Source organism: Dolichospermum sp. UHCC 0315A (assembly GCF_008121535.1).
GTDB classification, from domain to species: Bacteria; Cyanobacteriota; Cyanobacteriia; order Cyanobacteriales; family Nostocaceae; genus Dolichospermum; species Dolichospermum lemmermannii.
The window spans coordinates 3,400,745-3,418,519 of the sequence record NZ_CP043056.1; the positions used below are offsets into that span (position 1 = coordinate 3,400,745).

Genomic DNA, 17,775 nt, shown 5'->3' on the forward strand with positions numbered 1-17,775 from the left:
TGTAGCGGGCAATATGCCCGCACTACCGGGGAATCTTTTTTTGCAATTCTTGGAGATTACAGAAAAATTGGCTAAATCATTAACTATGGGGCAAACCTCCTTAATAAAATTGAGTTGGTAACAACACTAACGGAGCTAAAGGCCATTAATGCCGCTGCACTGGCAGGACCGAGAACAAAACCCCAGCTAGGTAATAATACACCAGCCGCGAGGGGAATACCTATTGTATTATAGGCAAAAGCCCAAAATAAATTCTGACGAATGGTATTAAAAGTGGCTCGACTTAACTGAATCGCCTTGACAACATCGGTTAGGGAATTTCGCATTAAAATAATTTCAGCAGTTTCCATAGCGACATCTGTTCCTGAATGTAAAGCGATGCCCACATCTGCCTGTGATAAGGCTGGAGCGTCATTGATGCCATCTCCTACCATAGCGACATAAGTTTTGATTTTCCCACATTGAAGAGATTGAATGGTGGCGGCTTTTTGGGCTGGGGGGATACCTGCCATGATGTCGGTGTTGGCGATTCCTAGTTGTTTAGCGATCGCATTGGCTGCTTCTAATCTATCACCACTCAGGAGCATAACTCGCAAACCCATTTGTCGGAGTTTATCTACTGCGGTTTTTGCATCTGGTCTGAGGGTATCACTAACAGCAATTAATCCGGTTAATGTTCCATCTACAGCCACACCAATTACAGTTTTTCCCTCTGTAGCTAGTCTTTGTCCCTGTTTTTCTGCTGTTTCAGTAATATTGACTTGGTGGTAATTAAACCATTCCCAGTTACCTAAAAGAACTTTTTTTCCCTCAACGACAGCGGATACGCCCATACCTGGTTCAGTATGGAATTCTACAGCATGGGGAATAGCTAGATCTTGGCGTTTGGCTTCTTGCTGAATGGCTGTAGCGAGGGGATGATAAGTACCGCTTTCTACGGCTGCGGCTAGTTGAATCAGAGATAATGGTAAAGTTGATTCGGCAATAACTAGACAATCAGTTACGGTGGGTTTACCTGTGGTGAGAGTTCCGGTTTTATCAAAAACTACCGTGTCTAGTTTATGGACTTTTTCTAAAACGTCGCCACCTTTGATTAATAATCCCCGTTCTGCACCCATACCTGTTCCCACTAAGATGGCTGTAGGGGTAGCTAATCCTAAAGCACAGGGACAAGCAACTACCATCACAGCGATCGCTAATTTTAAACTAATTAACAGGGCAGAATATTGGGTATGGGGGATTAAATGCTGGGGATTATGTCCCATATTGTGAGCCATGATCATGCCACCAGTCATCGTCACATCTGGCCAAAGATGAGTTCCCAACAAATACCAAAATAGGAAGGTTAAACAAGCCGCTGTTAAGACACCATAGGTAAAATATCCAGCCACCGTATCTGCTAATTTTTGAACTGGGGCTTTGCGAGTTTGGGCAGCTTCTACCAAAGCCACAATTTGGGCTAGAATTGTATCATCACCAGTGCGAGTAGCTTGAATAGCGATCGCTCCTGATTGATTTAACGTTCCCCCAGTCACAGTATCTCCTGCTTGCTTCATCACGGGTACAGATTCCCCTGTCAGCATGGATTCATCTATGGTAGTTTGTCCAAAGCGTACTTCACCATCTACCGGAATTTTATCCCCCGGTAACACCTGCAACCATTCACCCACACGCACCTGTTCCGCCGGAATTTCCATAATATTAGCCCCAGCAATCAATTTTTCCGATTCTGGATTAATAATTAACCGGGCTGTTTGCGGCACTAAAGCTAACAATTGGCGAAACGCTTTAGCCGCACGGACTCTAGCCTGTTTTTCTAAAGTTCTCCCCAAAAGAATAAAACCCAACATCATCACCGGTTCATCAAAAAAGCATTCCCAACCCATTTGGGGAAACAATAACGCCACCAAACTGGCAACATAGGCTGTTAGAGTTCCCAAACCAATGAGAGTATTCATATTCGGCGCACCTCGTCGCCAACCTAGCCAACCTTCCACTAAAATTGGTCTACCAGGAATAATAATGGCGATAGTAGCCAGTCCACAATGAAACCAAATGTCATTTAAAAAGGGAAAAATAACAGATCCAATATTACCAAAATGACCAATTCCCGATAGTAACAGTAGTAAACTAGCAATTCCTAACTGTCTAACTATCCCCTGCATTTCTTGGCGTTGTCTTACTTCTGGGTTAGGGATTGTAGATTTATTACCAGCACCTTTAGCCGTCCGTAATTGGCTAGGAAATCCTGTAGCCGTTAATCCCTGAATTAACGCCTCTGCATCTACAGTACCAATTTCCGCCTCTACGACTGCGACTTCTGTTGCGAGATTAACACAAACGCTTTTAACTCCTGGATGCTGAATAAGCTGTTTTTCTACCGCATTAACACATCCAGCACACTTCATCCCTCCAACATCTAAAATAATTTTCTCTGAGTTAAGTATTTTTGTGGGAGGGGCAGATTCTATAACTATTTCAGATTTGGGGATCAGTTGCATGGCCAGTTTTTAGGTTCGTTCTTGTTAGTTTAGCGCTTAATAACTAGCGTCTCTACTTTGAGGTTAGAGAACTTCACAAAAAAAATGATCCAATTTTGTGGGATGGGCATCCTGCCCGTCCTTGTATTATTAGCGGGCAAGATGCCCGCACTACAAGAAATTTTGGGATATTTTTTAAATTGGAAGTCTCTTAAGCCAAATCTGCCACTTTGACTAAGTGAACAATATTAAGTTTCCCCAACTCCCCAAAATCCTCAAAATCCTCAAAATCACAAAAATCATAGTTCAGATGTTATTTTTGAGGTTAAGCGAAATCTGCCACTTTCACCAAAATCCTAAAAATCATTTAAATCACAAAAATCATAGTTTGCTTTTAGCTGTGTAAATTACAGCCGTTAATTGTATTGGTAACATCAAAATCAGGCTTTTGCAGAAATAATTAATTTCCCAATCTGATACGATGCTGAAATATCCCATACTCATTATTAGTAAAATGAGTAAGTGAATTTGGTTGTGTTTGATAATTTGCATATCAATTTCAATTAATTAATAAACTTTCTAAAACCAACCTTGCTTATTCACAAAATAAGTATTAACAAATTCTTCATGGGGTTTATTGAAGTAAATCATGGCTTCAATCAAACCAACGATTTGCATAACTATCAATGTAAATCCGTAGGTAAAAGAGCCACCAATTACAGAAATTGCTAACATAATAAAACCTTCTGATGTGTAACCAAGAATAAATTTATGCAGCCCAAATCCACCAAAAATAATTCCAGCATAACCAGCCAACAGTTGTTTAGTAGTGTAAGATGGGTTGAGATTACTCATATTTAGTTATACTCCTTGATGATTGGTAATTGGTAATTGGTAATTGGTAATTGGTAATTGGTGATTGGTGATTGGTAATTGGTAATTGGTAATTGGTAATTGGTAATTGGTAATTGGTAATTGGTAAGATTTAAATGTGGATAAATTTTCCTGAAAAGTAATCGTAAAAATATCAAATTTTCTGATAAAACATCACAAATTTGGCAGAAAAATATTGTGCAGTATCTTCGCTAATTTTCAGGTAGTAATTAACCTCAAAGTTAGTAAAGATCCGACACTATAGATTTTTCTACATATTTATTGTTATGAAATCCGGAGGATTTTGTTTGAGAAGTAATTAAGTAGTTAGCAGTGATAATAAAAACAGTTACCAACAACCTAATGAATTATCTTGACCTGTTCACTGACAACTGTACGGGCGAAGGATTTGGAGAACTATTTTTGGCAATGACTGATAATTTATCTTCCTAATGCTTCGCCCCTACTAACAACTGTACGGGCGAAGGATTTGGAGAACTATTTTTGGCAATGACCGATAATTTATCTTCCAAATGCTGACAACTGTACGGGCGAAGGATTTGGAGAACTATTTTTGGCAATGACCGATAATTTATCTTCCAAATGCTGACAACTGTACGGGCGAAGGATTTGGAGAACTATTTTTGGCAATGACCGATAATTTATCTTCCAAATGCTGACAACTGTACGGGCGAAGCATTTGGAGAACTATTTTTGGCAATGACCGATAATTTATCTTCCAAATGCTTCGCCCCTACTGACAACTAACTTAATTATTACTACCTAAAAGAAACAAACTAATTAATGTGCCACTATTCCAAAGACTGTGGAGAAGCATAGAAGAAAGTAAATTGCGCGATCGCGTGTAAACTATTCCTAAGACGATTCCTAATGCTGTCAGCGGCAGTATTTCTGATAAACTTAGGTGAGCAGCCGCGAATAACAAGCTACTGATCAAAATTGCCCCCCAAACCGACGTATAACGAGTCAGAGATGGTAATAAAAAGCCGCGAAATAGGAATTCCTCAAAAAACGGTGCAGCTATGGCTGCGGTAAAGAAAAATATCCCCAATGCGGTATTATCCCGGCTTTCTAGTGCCATTTGTAAAAGTGGATTACTGCCACCTTGTCCTTGCCATAATTTTTGATTAATCAGTGATACTATCACCACAATCGGTAAAGCTGTACAATAGCCACCGAGTCCCCACAAAAACCAATTACTGAAGAAATTGAAGCGAAACCAGTTCTCAGGAAGGGGGAAAAAACGCCTAATGGAAAAATATAGAACTGAAAAGCAACCAAAAGCCACAAACATATAACTAACTAAAACCACAAAAGCCTCAATTCTGGCATTTCCTGTACCACGAGGAATAGGCAAAATAGATAATAATTCTGGTATAAATAATTGCCCCATCAAGAAAAATCCCAGGATAAAAACCTGAATAATTATTTCCCAATTCCAAGGAGTTGACCAAACCAAATTGCCATTTGTCGCTAATATGGATGCTTGACCTTTAAGCAAGCGTTGAACCAATAAGAAAAGCAGCAGAATTAGCCCTATAAAAGCTGTTAAGGTGGGGATAGTAGCAATTATCGCTAATTTTAACAATGCTTGGGTTGCTGCTGCTTGTTGGGCAATTTTCAGAGATAATAAAGCTTCTTGACGTTGTTGAAGTTGATATAATTGATCTAAAGCCGTAAAACGAAACCAACTATTTAAATTTTGTTGAATTATTTGTTCAGCTTTGGGTAATAGACGGGGAGGTTTACTCCATATTCCGCTTAATACTTGAGCAGTTTCTTGATATTTGGGGTTGATATCTGAATATTGCTGTAATTGATACCAAGTTTTAATAGCCTTATCTGCTTCCTGTTGCTGTGCTTGCAAAATTCCCAACCGCAAATCTACTTCCGCTAACAATTTTCCTTGTTGTTGGCTAGATTTCTGTAAACTTTTTTCCTCTGCGGAAACAGGAGTAACTGCTGAAGATTGTAGTGCTGCTAATTTTTTATTAGTTGTCTCTAAACTAGTTTGAATAGATTCACTTGCTTCCTGATATTGCTTTATCGCACTTTCTAAAGGATTTGCACCGAGAATAGATTCTTGAAGTGTTTGAATACTTTTGTCGCTGCTATCTTCTGGTTTCCATGCTTGGGCTTGTAAGACGATATTAGTCTGGTACAATTCTAGACGACTCTGGAACTGAGGTTTTTGCCAGCTATTCAATAAAGATAAACCAGACAACATTATTGCTAACAAAGTTAGCCCAATTAACAGCAACCGTTTAATTGTCATCTATCCCCCTTAGACTTACGAGTACAGGAGCATCATCAGCCCCTTGGTAATTATAAGCTAGTCCCGCAGAGGGAAATTAAAATTTCAAAAAAGTAGCTTAGATCAGGTCTGTGTGGGTGTTAGCCATTGTTCTAGGTCGGTAATGTCCACGAAGTCTTCTAATGCTTCTCCTAGCCCGGATTTCTCACAAAGAAACAGAAAATCGGGGTCAAAAACTGCTAAAATCTATATTGCACAAATATTCCAGCAGTTTAAGCATGGTTATAAACGTACCCGGACTACCATGGGTTCTGGCAAAACAGAAGCAATTCCTAATAGACATCTCCAGAAAAGAATGTAGAGACGTTCCAGGGAACGTCTCTACAAGGGTTGTAAGTCACGCATATTTAATTTTCACCAGATGTCTAATAGACATCTCCGAAAATGAATGTAGAGACGTTCTATAGAACGTCTCTACAAGGGTTTCAAACCACGCACATTTAATTACCGGAGATGTCTAATGAATAAATTCCTGGTCTCACGCAGAGACGCTCCAGGCACGGAGAGAAATACAAGAGAATGTGATCTAAAATGGAATGGATTTTAACAGGAACGGAAAAACCCCCTGATTGGTTTATTGAATTAGTGAAAAGTTACCCAACAGGTGGTGATTTTGCGGCTCAATTATTTTGGCAACGGGGAATTCAAGATCAGGAAAAATTAGCGGCTTTTATTAATTATCAAAGTTATCAACCTGCCAGTTCTTTTGAATTTGGACAGGAAATGAATTTGGCTGTAGAAAGGTTAATTACTGCGGGAAAAACGGGAGCAAAAATTGTTATTTGGGGAGATTTTGATGCAGATGGAATTACTTCTACTGCGGTATTATGGGATGGTTTGGGTGAATTTTTTCAGCAACATCGTCAATTAAGTTATTATATTCCCAATCGTTTAACTGAATCTCATGGTTTAAATAAACCAGGAATTGATATTTTAGCTGCACAAGGTTGTCAGTTAATTGTTACTTGTGACACGGGCAGTACAAATATTGCCGAAATCATTTATGCCCAAAGTTTAGGGATAGATGTGATTGTGACTGACCATCATACATTACCCTCAGAACGTCCTCCCGTAGTCGCAATTATCAATCCTCGTTATTTAGCTAAGGAACATCCTTTATATCATCTTTCTGGTGTGGCTGTTGCTTATAAATTGGTGGAAGCTTTATATATAAGTTTGCCAGATATTCCTGCACATCCTTTAACTGATTTACTAGATTTAGTTGCAGTGGGATTAATTGCCGATTTGGTCCAATTAAGTGGTGATTGTCGGTATTTGGCACAATTGGGAATTCAACAATTACACACGGATTATCAAAAACTACCAACAGCCAGAAGAAGGCCAGGTGTGGGTAAGTTATTAGAATTATGCCAGAAAAGTGGCGATCGCCCGACAGATATTTCTTTTGGTTTGGGACCGCGAATTAATGCGGTTAGTCGCATTCATGGTGACGCTAGTTTTTGTGTAGAATTATTGACGAGTAGAGATATGCAGCGTTGTCAACAACTTGCAGAAGAAACAGAATTAGCTAATTCCCGTCGTAAGTCTTTACAAAAAGATGTCCAAGTCCAAGTTACGAAAAAACTCAATCAATTAGACTTATCCACTACCAGCGTCATTGTTTTAGAAGATCCTCAATGGGCAGGTGGTGTTTTGGGTTTGGTTGCTGGTCAAATTGCCCAAGAAACGGGACGACCGACAATTTTATTAAGTACAGAAGCAAAGGAGAATAAGACAGATTCTAGCCCATCCTTTGCGCGAGGTTCGGCACGTTCAATTAATTCTGTTGATTTATATCAATTAGTTCAAGAACAAGCCCATTTATTAGATCGTTTTGGTGGACATCCTTTTGCAGCGGGTTTGAGTTTATTAGTAGAAAATATCCCCTTATTTACAGCCGCAATTAACCAGAAATTACGCCAATCTTTAGGAGGAATTAATCTTACTCCCACAGTCCAAGCTGATTTGGTGGTGACCGTTGCAGATTTGGGTAAAGATTTATTTTTAGAATTGAAACTTTTAGAACCCTGTGGTATGGGAAATCCTATTCCCAAGCTACTAATTAAAAATTGTTGGTTTGAAAATTCTTGGCATAAAAATGAACAAGATTTAAAAGGAAATAAAATCCAATATATTAAAACTGATTTTAACATTCGAGATGATTCTACTAATAATCCTTTTCCAGGAATTTGGTGGGGACATTATAAGGAAGAATTGCCTATAGGTAAATGTGATTGTATTGCCGAAATTGATTTTAATAGCTTTAAAAAACGCTATGAAATTAGATTAGTTGCATTACGTTCCCATACGGGAACTGAACTGAAAACTCAGAATTCGGCAATGATTTTAGATTGGAGAAATCAGGAAGATTTAGGAGAATTAAAATCAGAAAAATCATTATTAATCATGAAAAATTGTCCTACTAATTGGGATAATCTCCGGTTATGGTGGAAACAATCGCTAAATCAACAAAAACAATTAGTGATTGCTTGGAGAAAACCCCAAAATCAGACTCCTAGAGATGTTTTAGTAACTCTGGTAGGTATTGCTAAATATCTTGGTCGCACAAACCAGCTAGTTACCCGTGTGCAGATTTTAGAGAAATTGGGTATTAGTGACCAAAGCCTATATTTAGGATTTCAAGCTTTAAAATATTTAGGCTTTATCGTCCAACGTCAAAATCATCACTTACAAATAAGTTGGGATTTTAAATATTATCAAAAACCTGCTGATTATGCTATTAGTCAATTTTTAGCCGCAGTCAGAGAAGAACAATTTCAAAGAGATTATTTTTCTCATGTTCCTCTATCTATTATTGTTGCCATGATTGGTAAATAATCTCATTTCGTAGGTTGGGTTGACGTAAGGAAACCCAACATTTGAACATCAGAAATAAGTAGGTTGGCGTTGAAAATTGTCGTCATAGCAAGAGGCAAGAGGCAAGAGGCAAGAGTAAAGAGTAAAGAGTAAAGAGTAAAGAGTAAAGAGTAAAGAGTAAAGAGGCAAGAGGCAAGAGGCAAGAGTAAAGAAGTTTTCAGCGATTTTACATTTCTTTACACAATTTGGTTTTATTGTGTTCACCTACTTAATTGAAAACCCAACATTTGAACATTAGAAATAATTGGTTTTGTTGGGTTTCGCAAAGCCATTGCTCCGCAACGCTAACGCGAACAACCCAACCTACCTTTTAACTCTCTTTTTATTCCTGAAAAAACTTCTTATCAATAGCTTTGGTATGTTCTCTATTGACAGAAGTTGCTGTTATATGATAACTAGCTAGATCATCTACAAAGGGAATCGTTAGCTTAAATGTACCATCAGGATTTACTTTGACTTTTTGACCATCAATAGTGACATTTGCACCTTCTTCTGTTGCACCATGAAGAATTAATTCTGCATCAACGACAACCCAGAAATCCGTACTCGGACGACTGAAAATACGGACTGTACCAGAACGCGCTAAACACAACCACTGATTATCATTATTCACATAACCAATTTCTGTCATGTAGTCCCGTTCACCCCTGGGAATAGGCACATAACGACTAGATGTTGCGGCTTCACATTCGTATTGTGCATCAAATTGAGGACGTTGATAGCTTAGATCAAGGTTTGTAACATCATAGACCCGAATTGCTAAAATGGTGAGTCCTTGATTCTGTAATGTTTGTTGATGATTATCGGAAATATACCAAGACAGGTAAGCCCATTTGGGAGTGCGCGGTGTGAAGATAATTCTGGTATTTCCAGTCACAGTCATGGGATTAATATTAGTCCAAGCTTCTATCTCTGCATCTAACTCGATAGCTATGTCTTCATTTGTGGCTGTGGGATGCAATAGAGTAGGATATATCTCTTCTTCTATTTCCAGTTGTGTGAGTGCAATTGGACTGTTAATGGCGTTTAAAGCCTCTCCTAACTCTGATGGTAAATCTTGATTTTGCGGTGGTTGGTTGACTGGTTTAGGGGTTGTATTCAGGAGTTCTGATAGGCTGATATCTGGCTTAACTGGTGTCGAAGTGATACCAAGTAATTCTGATAGGGATGTAATATTTTGATTAGATTGAGTTACAGGTAGTTCTGGTGCTTCTAAGAGAAAATTGCTGACTTCATCTGTGGAGATATCTGCATCATTTGGTTGGTGGTGAATATTCGGGATTTGGGGAAAGTGATTATTAACAACAATTACAGGGTCTTCCGTATCCCAAACTACTTCATCATAATCTATATTCAGATCAATTTCAGAAATTTTGTTTATTTGATTGTGAGGGGAACTTGTCTGCGGTATATCTATGACAGCTATATTGCCAGTTGCTGTTATTTCTTGGGAGTTTTCTTGTTTGTAGTGATTTGCACCATTGCCATTACCATTACCATTGTTAGCGAGAATTGATGCGAATGCTTCTGAATCTGACAGAGTAAAAACTGTTTCTGGAAGGGAATCTGTTTCCGGATTCGAGGATAGCGAAGTGCCGCTGGAAGCAACTCGATTTTTTCTTCTCAACCACAAGGGTAAAAAACTACTTAATCCCACAATAAAAAATAAAGGTAGTAGTAAGAAAAACCTCATATTCTTGGTAATCATTGAAGGATTATCAAGAGGATTTATCAACCCTGTTTCCCCTTTATTTTTTATAGATGGGGGTGTAACTAATGTTTCGGGAATCGTTGTTAAAGATGGAGTTTGAGAAACTTCAGGAGTGGCTGTGGTAGCCATAGATATAGAAATAGTTTGTAATGTTCTGGCTGCAATAGCAATTGCTTCTGTTTCTCTAGCAGCTTTTATTGACTCTTCTCCTGGTTTAGCTAAAATAAAGCCTAGAAAATCTCTAATTTTAGGACTGGGATTTTCTTTATAAACGTAAACAAAAGACTGAGAAAAGGGATATTTAGAATCATTCGGTAAGTAGTTTTGTACTTTTAATACTCGCACATCTGGCAGATTGGAAATTTGATTTGCTAAAACATAGCTAATGCCATCATTACCTAATTCTCTAATGATGTCAGTTGTGTTATCTTCCAACATTTGCACAGCATTAGCACCTGTTAGCAATTGTCCAGACTTAAATGCTGAATATTCACTAAAAGAACTGCGAGTATCACTATTTAAGGGACGATCTATAAATCTAATCTTACCTTTACCTTTTCCTATTTCTGACCAATCTGCAATTTCTCCTCGAAAAATCTTGGCAAATTGCTCAATAGTTAAACTGTCAGAAAAGAGATTATTCATACCAACGATGATGGCAATTTTTTCTCGACGCACCAACACCTGTTTTAATCCTTGAGCTTTTTCTTCTGGGGTGAGTCTACGACCAAGGGATGCTAGGTCAACGTTACCATCTAAAACCGATTTTATAGCATATCCATTCCCATTTACGCCAATTTCTACCTGAGTTCCTGAAAACTGTTTTTCAAAGTTTTCTTTGAGGCTTTGGTTGACAATGATAGAGTTAAGAGAACCGTCAATTTTAATGACAGTACCATTTTCTACTTTTTTCGGTAAAGCAAAAGCCGGAGTATTACTCTCAGATTCCGCGCGGACGGGTAGGGAAATCAAGAGATTTGCTCCCACAGGACTGGTAGTTATAGCCATTAATAAGGCCAATTTGATAATTACACGATCTTTTTTTTGTTGTTGCCACATATATCCCTGATTTAGCTAATATAAATGAACTACTCGCCAACGCCAATACTCAAAATATCGTTTTGATTGAGAAGATGGGTTAATTATACAGCGTTAGTTATTTTTACCTGTAATAACACAAGTGATAAAAATAAAAAAGGAGTCGGGAGTTAGAGGAAGAAGGTGCTTATTTAATATTTATATGATCTACGTGCTAAAGTCATACTAGAAGGTACACAACAAATATATTCAATTAAGTATTTACACAATTTACTTGTTATGCGTACAACCATATAATAGAATAATCTTTTACACATTACGACAAAATAAATTTATCTTTAAAATACAAAAACTCCACTATAGCTCTAATTAGTGCATAGAACTACATAATCATAAACAACAATTGGTTGAATCAAAAAAAATCCGAATCATTCTGGGCGGAGGTGGGCGCAAACCCAAATTACAGCAAATTGTCATCAAACGTGCTACAAGTGGAAAGGGTTAAACCCATTACTAAACTTCGTTATACGATTTATTTTTGTAGTGGGTTTGATCGAAAACTGCTGTATCTTACATAGATGCTATTTTTTGGGTAATTCCCAATAAGAGACATCTCTACCGCTGATTTTAGCGTACCAACCAGCTATCTTTGCATTGGGGCATCTCACTTTGAAAAGCAGTGGTAGTAACACTTTAGCTATTTCCGGAGATGTCTATTTTGGGATTTCTTTATTTAATTATTTGTCTGAATCAGGATACCCAGGATTTGAGGATGTACAGGATGTGATTTGGTGTTTATATTTTGGGATTTCTTGATTTAATTATTTGAGAATAAAGTTTTCATTTTTCAGTATTTTCACTAAGAATATTAATAATTATATCATAGATTATATCATCAATTATCAATTTTAAAATAAGTTAACCTTTTAGAAAATCCTGATTCTGACAATTAATAATCCCGAAAATCCTTAAATCCTGGACATCCTGATTCAGACAATTAAATAAAAATCTATACCTTCTTTGAAAGATTCTGTAAAATAATAACCACTTTTTTCCGACAAAAATTGGCACCCTAATTACTTAAATTGTCAAGCAATAAAGAGTTTAAAACTAATAACTTAGCATCATCAATAGGTAACTCTAAATAGTGATAATTCTTGTAATTTATATCATTCCCTAAATCAAGAAAGTCTAAACGTTTATAAAAATTTTCTGCTGTTTTCACAGAATGTAAACCTATCTTACCTTCAAATCCTAAGTGAATACTAAATATAGCTGCGAATGTTATTAAAGTTGTACCTATTCCTTTATATTTCGGTGAATTGTTAATATCTGCGCGATTCCAAGGTGCTACAGTTAATATAGCCACGTAAACTAAATTTTCACCCCGTTCTAACATTGACGGACGACCAGGAAGTAACCCAATTATACCTTGGGCAACTAAATTACATTCCAATACATAGAATTTTAAGGATGGTTTCTCATGTAAATATTTGCTAAATTCTAAATCTTTGTCCCAGCATTTATTCTTGTTAAGTTCAGGTTTCCAAGATAATTCTATCTCTTCAAGATGCTTCTGAGATAAAGGCAAAATTTTTGCATCAACATATTTATTTTCAGAACATTGGAAAATTTTTAAGTTTTCTTTCATCACTTCAATACCATTTATCTCAGTAAAGCTTTAACTTATGTTTGAATTTAATGGTACTAGTACGCTATTACTGATATGGAAATTAGTTAACAGTGACTGTAAATATCGTAATAATATTTATCATTATTAATCTAATTCATCCCCAACGCACCACGAGTCACACCTAATTGGTTTTGTAGTTTCAATTCTCTCCAAAGTTGCGAACCGATGATTTCTCCTTGAAGTAATTTTTGATAGCTTTGTATTGTTTTTTGCACTTGTTCCGGTGTCTCATTGACAAATTCAACCCGTAAATACTGTAAACCCAATCCTATTAACCGTTGCACGTATTCTGCTCCGGTTTGTGCAGTAGCGTTATATACTGTATTTCTACATCCTGCGTCTGCTTTAAGAATGTGTTCACTACCTACTCTGTCTCTAATTGTAACAGTTTGTGTGTCGCAAGGTCTACCACAATTGGTGTAATCTGTTCCTTCAGATAGAAAAGCGCAAAATACACAATGTTCCATGTGAAACATGGGTATATGTTGATGTATTGTCACTTCAAAATTTTGCGCTGGATAATTGGTAATTAGATCTTCGAGTTGATTAATATTTAAATCATAAGATGCTGTTAATCGTTCTAAATTAAAGCGTTGTTGAAAATAATCTGCGGTTAAAGGGTTAGCAATATTTAAGGAAAAATCACCAATACATCTTTCTGTCGCAAAATATTCTAATTGATCATAATTTCTCATTAAATAACCATCAGCTTGGGAAGCAAGAACTTGGTTTAAAATCCAGGTTTCTCCAGGTTTAGTTATCCGAGGTGGTGCGACAAAAATACTAATTTCTTCCTGTTTTGATTCTCGGACTATTTTTACTGCTTCTTTATACTTACGAGGATCTTCAAATTCACAATATATAGTTTTGATATCTGCTGTTAATACTGCTTTTAATTGTTCGATATTTCTCACCAAAACAATCAGGGAAGGGGAAGCAGTAATTTCTGTAGATTTAGAACTAATTATATCTTGCCATTTTCCCTGATGATTTAATTCCCAAAGTTTGGGTCTACTTCTTAATTCCTCTAATTTGCTAACTATCTCCCGACGCATTCGATTTAACTCACTCACGGGTAACATAATATTACCGTTGAGATTATTTATAAAAGTGTCTAAATGAAAAGGTGTATTTCCTAAACGTCCAAATTGTTCTTTTAATCTTTCTGTAGAGAGGGGTTTTGTATGGGCTTCTGCTATTAATATTTCTGATTCTACTTGAACTATATTCCAAGATTGATCACGGGATATAGCTATTAATTTTTCACCAATTTCTCCATGGACTTCTATATTAATTGGTCTGGTAAATTGGGGATGTTCTCCAGTATAACTTTGACGAATTTGTTTATCTAATTCTGGATCATTTGTTTTCCAAACTTTATCACCTATGTGAATACTATGGAAATTTAAATCATTTCTACCAAAGGTTAATATTACATCTCGACCATTGGGAATAACTGCATATATTCTTCCTCCTTCTTCCTTTCTTTCAGGATGTCCACAATCAAAAACAATTCCATCTCCCGGTTTAACAGGTGCTTCTAATTTCACTGTGATTTCTGCATTTCTAATTCGGGTAACTTCTCCCAAATAAACACCCCGTTTTTTACCAAATCTCCCATGCACTAATTCTTGATTATTAATTCCCTCAAACCAACCTGTATATAGTCCGCGAGAAAATGCCATTTCTAACTTATATTGGTCTTTCTTTGAACTAGAAAACGTCTCTACATTTGTTTCTAATAGTTGATTTAATGCTTGACGATAAACGCGAGTCACGTTAGCAACATATTCTGGTGCTTTCAAACGTCCTTCAATTTTCAAAGAAGTAACTCCAGATTTTACTAATTCTGGTAAAACTTCTAAACCAGCTAAATCTTGAGGACTTAATAAATATTTGCGATCGCCTAAATTAATAACTTCTCCATCTGCAATTAAATCATAAGGCATTCTGCAAGCTTGAGCGCATTCTCCCCGATTTGCAGAACGTCCTCCCAATGCTTCGCTGGTTAAACATTGTCCAGAATATGCGACGCACAAAGCACCGTGAACGAAAACTTCTAAAGGTAAGGAAGTGTTTTTTTGAGATATTTGTTGTTGAATTTTATTAATTTCCGAAATCGAACATTCCCGCGCTAAAACTACCAATTGACAACCCAAAGATTTAGCAAATTCTACCCCCGCAGCACTGGTAATAGTCATCTGCGTTGAAGCGTGAATCGGAAAGTCGGGGGAAAGATGACGAATCAGCCGACAAATACCCACGTCCTGCACGATGACAGCATCAACACCGGCAGAAATGATAGTTTTGAGGTATTGCTGTGCTTCTGTTAGTTCTTGGGGAAAAATCAGGGTATTCAGAGTGATATAACCTTTCACACCCCGCAGGTGCAGAAATTCCATCAATTCGGGTAAGTCTGCTGCTGTGAAATTCTCAGCCCGCATTCTCGCGTTAAACTTTTCTAAACCAAAGTAAATCGCATCTGCACCATTTTCTACTGCTGCTTGAGCGCATTCCCAGTTACCCGCAGGTGCTAGGAGTTCGGGGATTTTGAGGATAGGGGTGGAGATGCTTGTCATTTTGGTTAAGTCGAGGTTATGTCAGTTTATAGATTGTATCTAAATTGGGGGGTGGTTGTGGGGAGTATGGATAATTAGACCCCTTGCAGAATTACTTTTATGTTATAGTCGGGGTTTGGCTTTTTAAAACTGCTAAATTTAAGAGCGACCACAGCACCTCGTTTAGTGGTGAAAATTTTATTGAGTCGAGTAATTTCTAAGTGCATTCAGGTTCTTCTCTTATCATTAAAATAATTTTAGTGGTGACAGAATAAACTCTCTTCTTGAGTTTTTAAGCTAACGAGTAATTGACCATTTACAAGTCCACTGCAAAAGCAAACGAAAACTTAAATCGAGAGCAAAGCCAATAATTCCCAGAACAATTAAACAGGCAAAAATTTCATCGGTTCTCAGAAATTTTTGAGCCAATAAAATGCGTTTGCCTAATCCATTATCGGCCGCCACCAATTCCGCCACCACTACTAAATTCCAGGCGGCCGCCATATTAACGCGAAAAGTATCAATAATATTAGGAATAATATAGGGAGTAATGACTTTAAATAAAACCTGTTTTCGAGTTCCTCCAAGAGTATAAGTTAATTCGATCAATTCACGGGGAATAAACTTGACTGCATCCATAATCATTAAGGTATTAAAGAAAATTGTCCCAATAAAAATGAGCATTATCTTTGACGTTTCTCCAATACCCAAATAAATAATCAACAGGGGAATAAAAGCAGGAGCGGGCATATAACGTACAACGCCAATGATCGGTTCCATTAAACTGCGAATACTCGGAAAAGTTCCCATTAAAATGCCCAGGGGAATAGCAAACAATCCTCCCAAAAAAAAGCCCCCAACTACTCGTAAAAAACTGGTAATAGTATCTTGAATTAAAAAGCCCTGTTGTGCCAATTTTCCTAAAGCCTGAATAACGGCTAAAGGAGAAGGCAAAAATACGGATTCAATCCCCGCAAAACTAGAGATTAGTAACCATAAAATCAGCGGTACGATAATAGATGAACCCATTAAAGTCCACTTTAGAGATTCAGGAATATCATCGGTAATCCGCCAAAAAGTGCTTTGAGGAAGCTTTTTAGGTGTTGTGGTCATAGGATTTTGGCTCTTGAGGGGATAATTAGGCTTTTTTGTCTTTATTTGCCAACGCCTTGACAAATTGGGAATCTAAAATAGTTGTTAGATCGGGGACTTTTTTAATAAAGCCAACTTCCATCATAAAATCAGCCATTTTTTGAGCGGCAAAGGGCATATTTTTCATGGTTTTACCTGGACTAAAAGCTTCTAAGTTTTCTTCTAAGGTGAAAAATTTCGTTCCCTCTTTATATAAGGCCAATTCTTCTTGGCTAATCCCCGCGCGCTTGGCCATAATCTCATCGGCTTTTTGGGGATTTTTAGCCATAAACTCTCGAACCTCAAACCAGGTTTTTACAAGAGCCTGAACCTGTTCTGGTTTTTCTTTTACTAATTTGGCACTGAAAACTAACAAATCAGGAATAGCACCGGGAAAAGCTTTAGAACTAATTAATTCTTTAGAACCTTTTCGTTTAAGGGCTGTTGACCAAAAAGGTGGAAAAGCAGCGGCTGCATCTACTTTTCCCGATGCAAAAGCGGCGGCGGCAGCACCTGTTTCCATGGGGACAATTTGCACATCTTTACGGCTCATTCCTGCTTTTTTTAGGGCTAAACTGAGGAGAAAGTCACCCACAACTCCTTCTTCGACAGCAACTTTTTTGCCTTTTAAATCTTGAATCGTTTTCATCTCTTCTGTGACAATAATTTTGTCATTTCCCGATGAGTTATCATTGACTAAAACAGCAACTTCACCATTCACTGCATCTCCTGCAAAAGCGATTGTATCGTTGAGAGTTTGACTATTTCCATCTAATTGTCCGGCGGCTAAAGCCTGCAAGGATTCAAGATAACCATCAAACCATTTCATTTGAACATTAGCCCCATTTTTAGCAAATAATCCTTCTGCTTCGGCGATCGCCCATGGCCACCAACCTGCCCAGTTACTATAACCAATGACAATGGGGGGAGTATTACTCAGAGAACTACTTGCATTGGGGGTTTGCTGAGGAGCTTGATTACAACTAACAGTCAGGAGTAAGCTACTAAAAAAAACGAGAGGTAAGGAGAAAAAATTGCGCCGTTTCATAGGGAATAACCTTCAGAGGTAAAACAGAAAT

The 17,775-nt window shown here is 37.4% G+C and carries 12 protein-coding genes; 2 read left to right on the forward strand and 10 right to left on the reverse strand.

All coding sequences use genetic code 11. The annotated features are described in order from the left end of the window. Positions 1 to 83: 83 nt before the first annotated feature. From BMF77_RS16535 to BMF77_RS16550, 5 genes are all read right to left on the reverse strand, one after another. A complete protein-coding gene (locus tag BMF77_RS16535; RefSeq protein ID WP_148764290.1) occupies positions 84 to 2,501 on the reverse strand; it encodes a cation-translocating P-type ATPase in 2,418 nt (805 codons plus the stop codon). Positions 2,502 to 3,059: 558 nt separating this feature from the next. Then, positions 3,060 to 3,335 (reverse strand): TM2 domain-containing protein, encoded by a 276-nt coding sequence (locus BMF77_RS16540; RefSeq protein ID WP_015080393.1) that lies wholly within the window; start codon positions 3,333 to 3,335, stop codon positions 3,060 to 3,062. Beyond that, positions 3,328 to 3,465, reverse strand: coding sequence for an alpha/beta hydrolase (locus tag BMF77_RS16545; RefSeq protein ID WP_371735632.1), 138 nt, complete (start codon positions 3,463 to 3,465; stop codon positions 3,328 to 3,330). Before BMF77_RS16545 ends, BMF77_RS16540 begins: the two co-directional genes overlap by 8 nt. A 337-nt stretch (positions 3,466 to 3,802) precedes the next feature. After that, a complete protein-coding gene (locus BMF77_RS28710; RefSeq protein ID WP_256370314.1) occupies positions 3,803 to 3,934 on the reverse strand; it encodes a hypothetical protein in 132 nt (43 codons plus the stop codon). Positions 3,935 to 4,122: 188 nt separating this feature from the next. Then, positions 4,123 to 5,649 (reverse strand): CPBP family intramembrane glutamic endopeptidase, encoded by a 1,527-nt coding sequence (locus tag BMF77_RS16550; RefSeq protein ID WP_148764292.1) that lies wholly within the window; start codon positions 5,647 to 5,649, stop codon positions 4,123 to 4,125. A 142-nt stretch (positions 5,650 to 5,791) separates the two neighbouring features. Between BMF77_RS16550 and BMF77_RS27375 the strand changes: the two genes are divergently transcribed. Both BMF77_RS27375 and recJ read left to right on the forward strand, forming a co-directional pair. Next, positions 5,792 to 5,989: a hypothetical protein gene (locus tag BMF77_RS27375; RefSeq protein WP_148764294.1), complete on the forward strand. Its 198-nt coding sequence runs from the start codon at positions 5,792 to 5,794 to the stop codon at positions 5,987 to 5,989. Positions 5,990 to 6,219: 230 nt separating this feature from the next. Beyond that, a complete protein-coding gene (gene recJ, locus BMF77_RS16560; RefSeq protein WP_148764296.1) occupies positions 6,220 to 8,526 on the forward strand; it encodes a single-stranded-DNA-specific exonuclease RecJ in 2,307 nt (768 codons plus the stop codon). A gap of 361 nt (positions 8,527 to 8,887) precedes the next feature. Here the strand turns inward: recJ and BMF77_RS16565 are convergent, their stop codons facing one another. The 5 genes from BMF77_RS16565 to BMF77_RS16590 all read right to left on the reverse strand — a co-directional run bounded on the left by BMF77_RS16565 (position 8,888) and on the right by BMF77_RS16590 (position 17,744). Beyond that, on the reverse strand, positions 8,888 to 11,335 hold the full coding sequence (locus BMF77_RS16565) for a substrate-binding domain-containing protein (RefSeq protein WP_148764298.1): 2,448 nt from the start codon (positions 11,333 to 11,335) through the stop codon (positions 8,888 to 8,890). A gap of 1,051 nt (positions 11,336 to 12,386) precedes the next feature. Next, the gene (locus BMF77_RS16575) at positions 12,387 to 12,965 is read right to left on the reverse strand and encodes a GNAT family N-acetyltransferase (RefSeq protein ID WP_148764301.1); all 579 of its coding nucleotides are present in this window, start codon (positions 12,963 to 12,965) and stop codon (positions 12,387 to 12,389) included. Between the two features lie 131 nt (positions 12,966 to 13,096). Further along, a complete protein-coding gene (locus BMF77_RS16580; protein WP_148764303.1) occupies positions 13,097 to 15,586 on the reverse strand; it encodes a U32 family peptidase in 2,490 nt (829 codons plus the stop codon). A gap of 276 nt (positions 15,587 to 15,862) precedes the next feature. Further along, on the reverse strand, positions 15,863 to 16,678 hold the full coding sequence (locus BMF77_RS16585; RefSeq protein WP_148764305.1) for an ABC transporter permease: 816 nt from the start codon (positions 16,676 to 16,678) through the stop codon (positions 15,863 to 15,865). A 25-nt stretch (positions 16,679 to 16,703) separates the two neighbouring features. Then, the gene (locus BMF77_RS16590; RefSeq protein ID WP_148764308.1) at positions 16,704 to 17,744 is read right to left on the reverse strand and encodes an ABC transporter substrate-binding protein; all 1,041 of its coding nucleotides are present in this window, start codon (positions 17,742 to 17,744) and stop codon (positions 16,704 to 16,706) included. Positions 17,745 to 17,775: the final 31 nt, after the last annotated feature.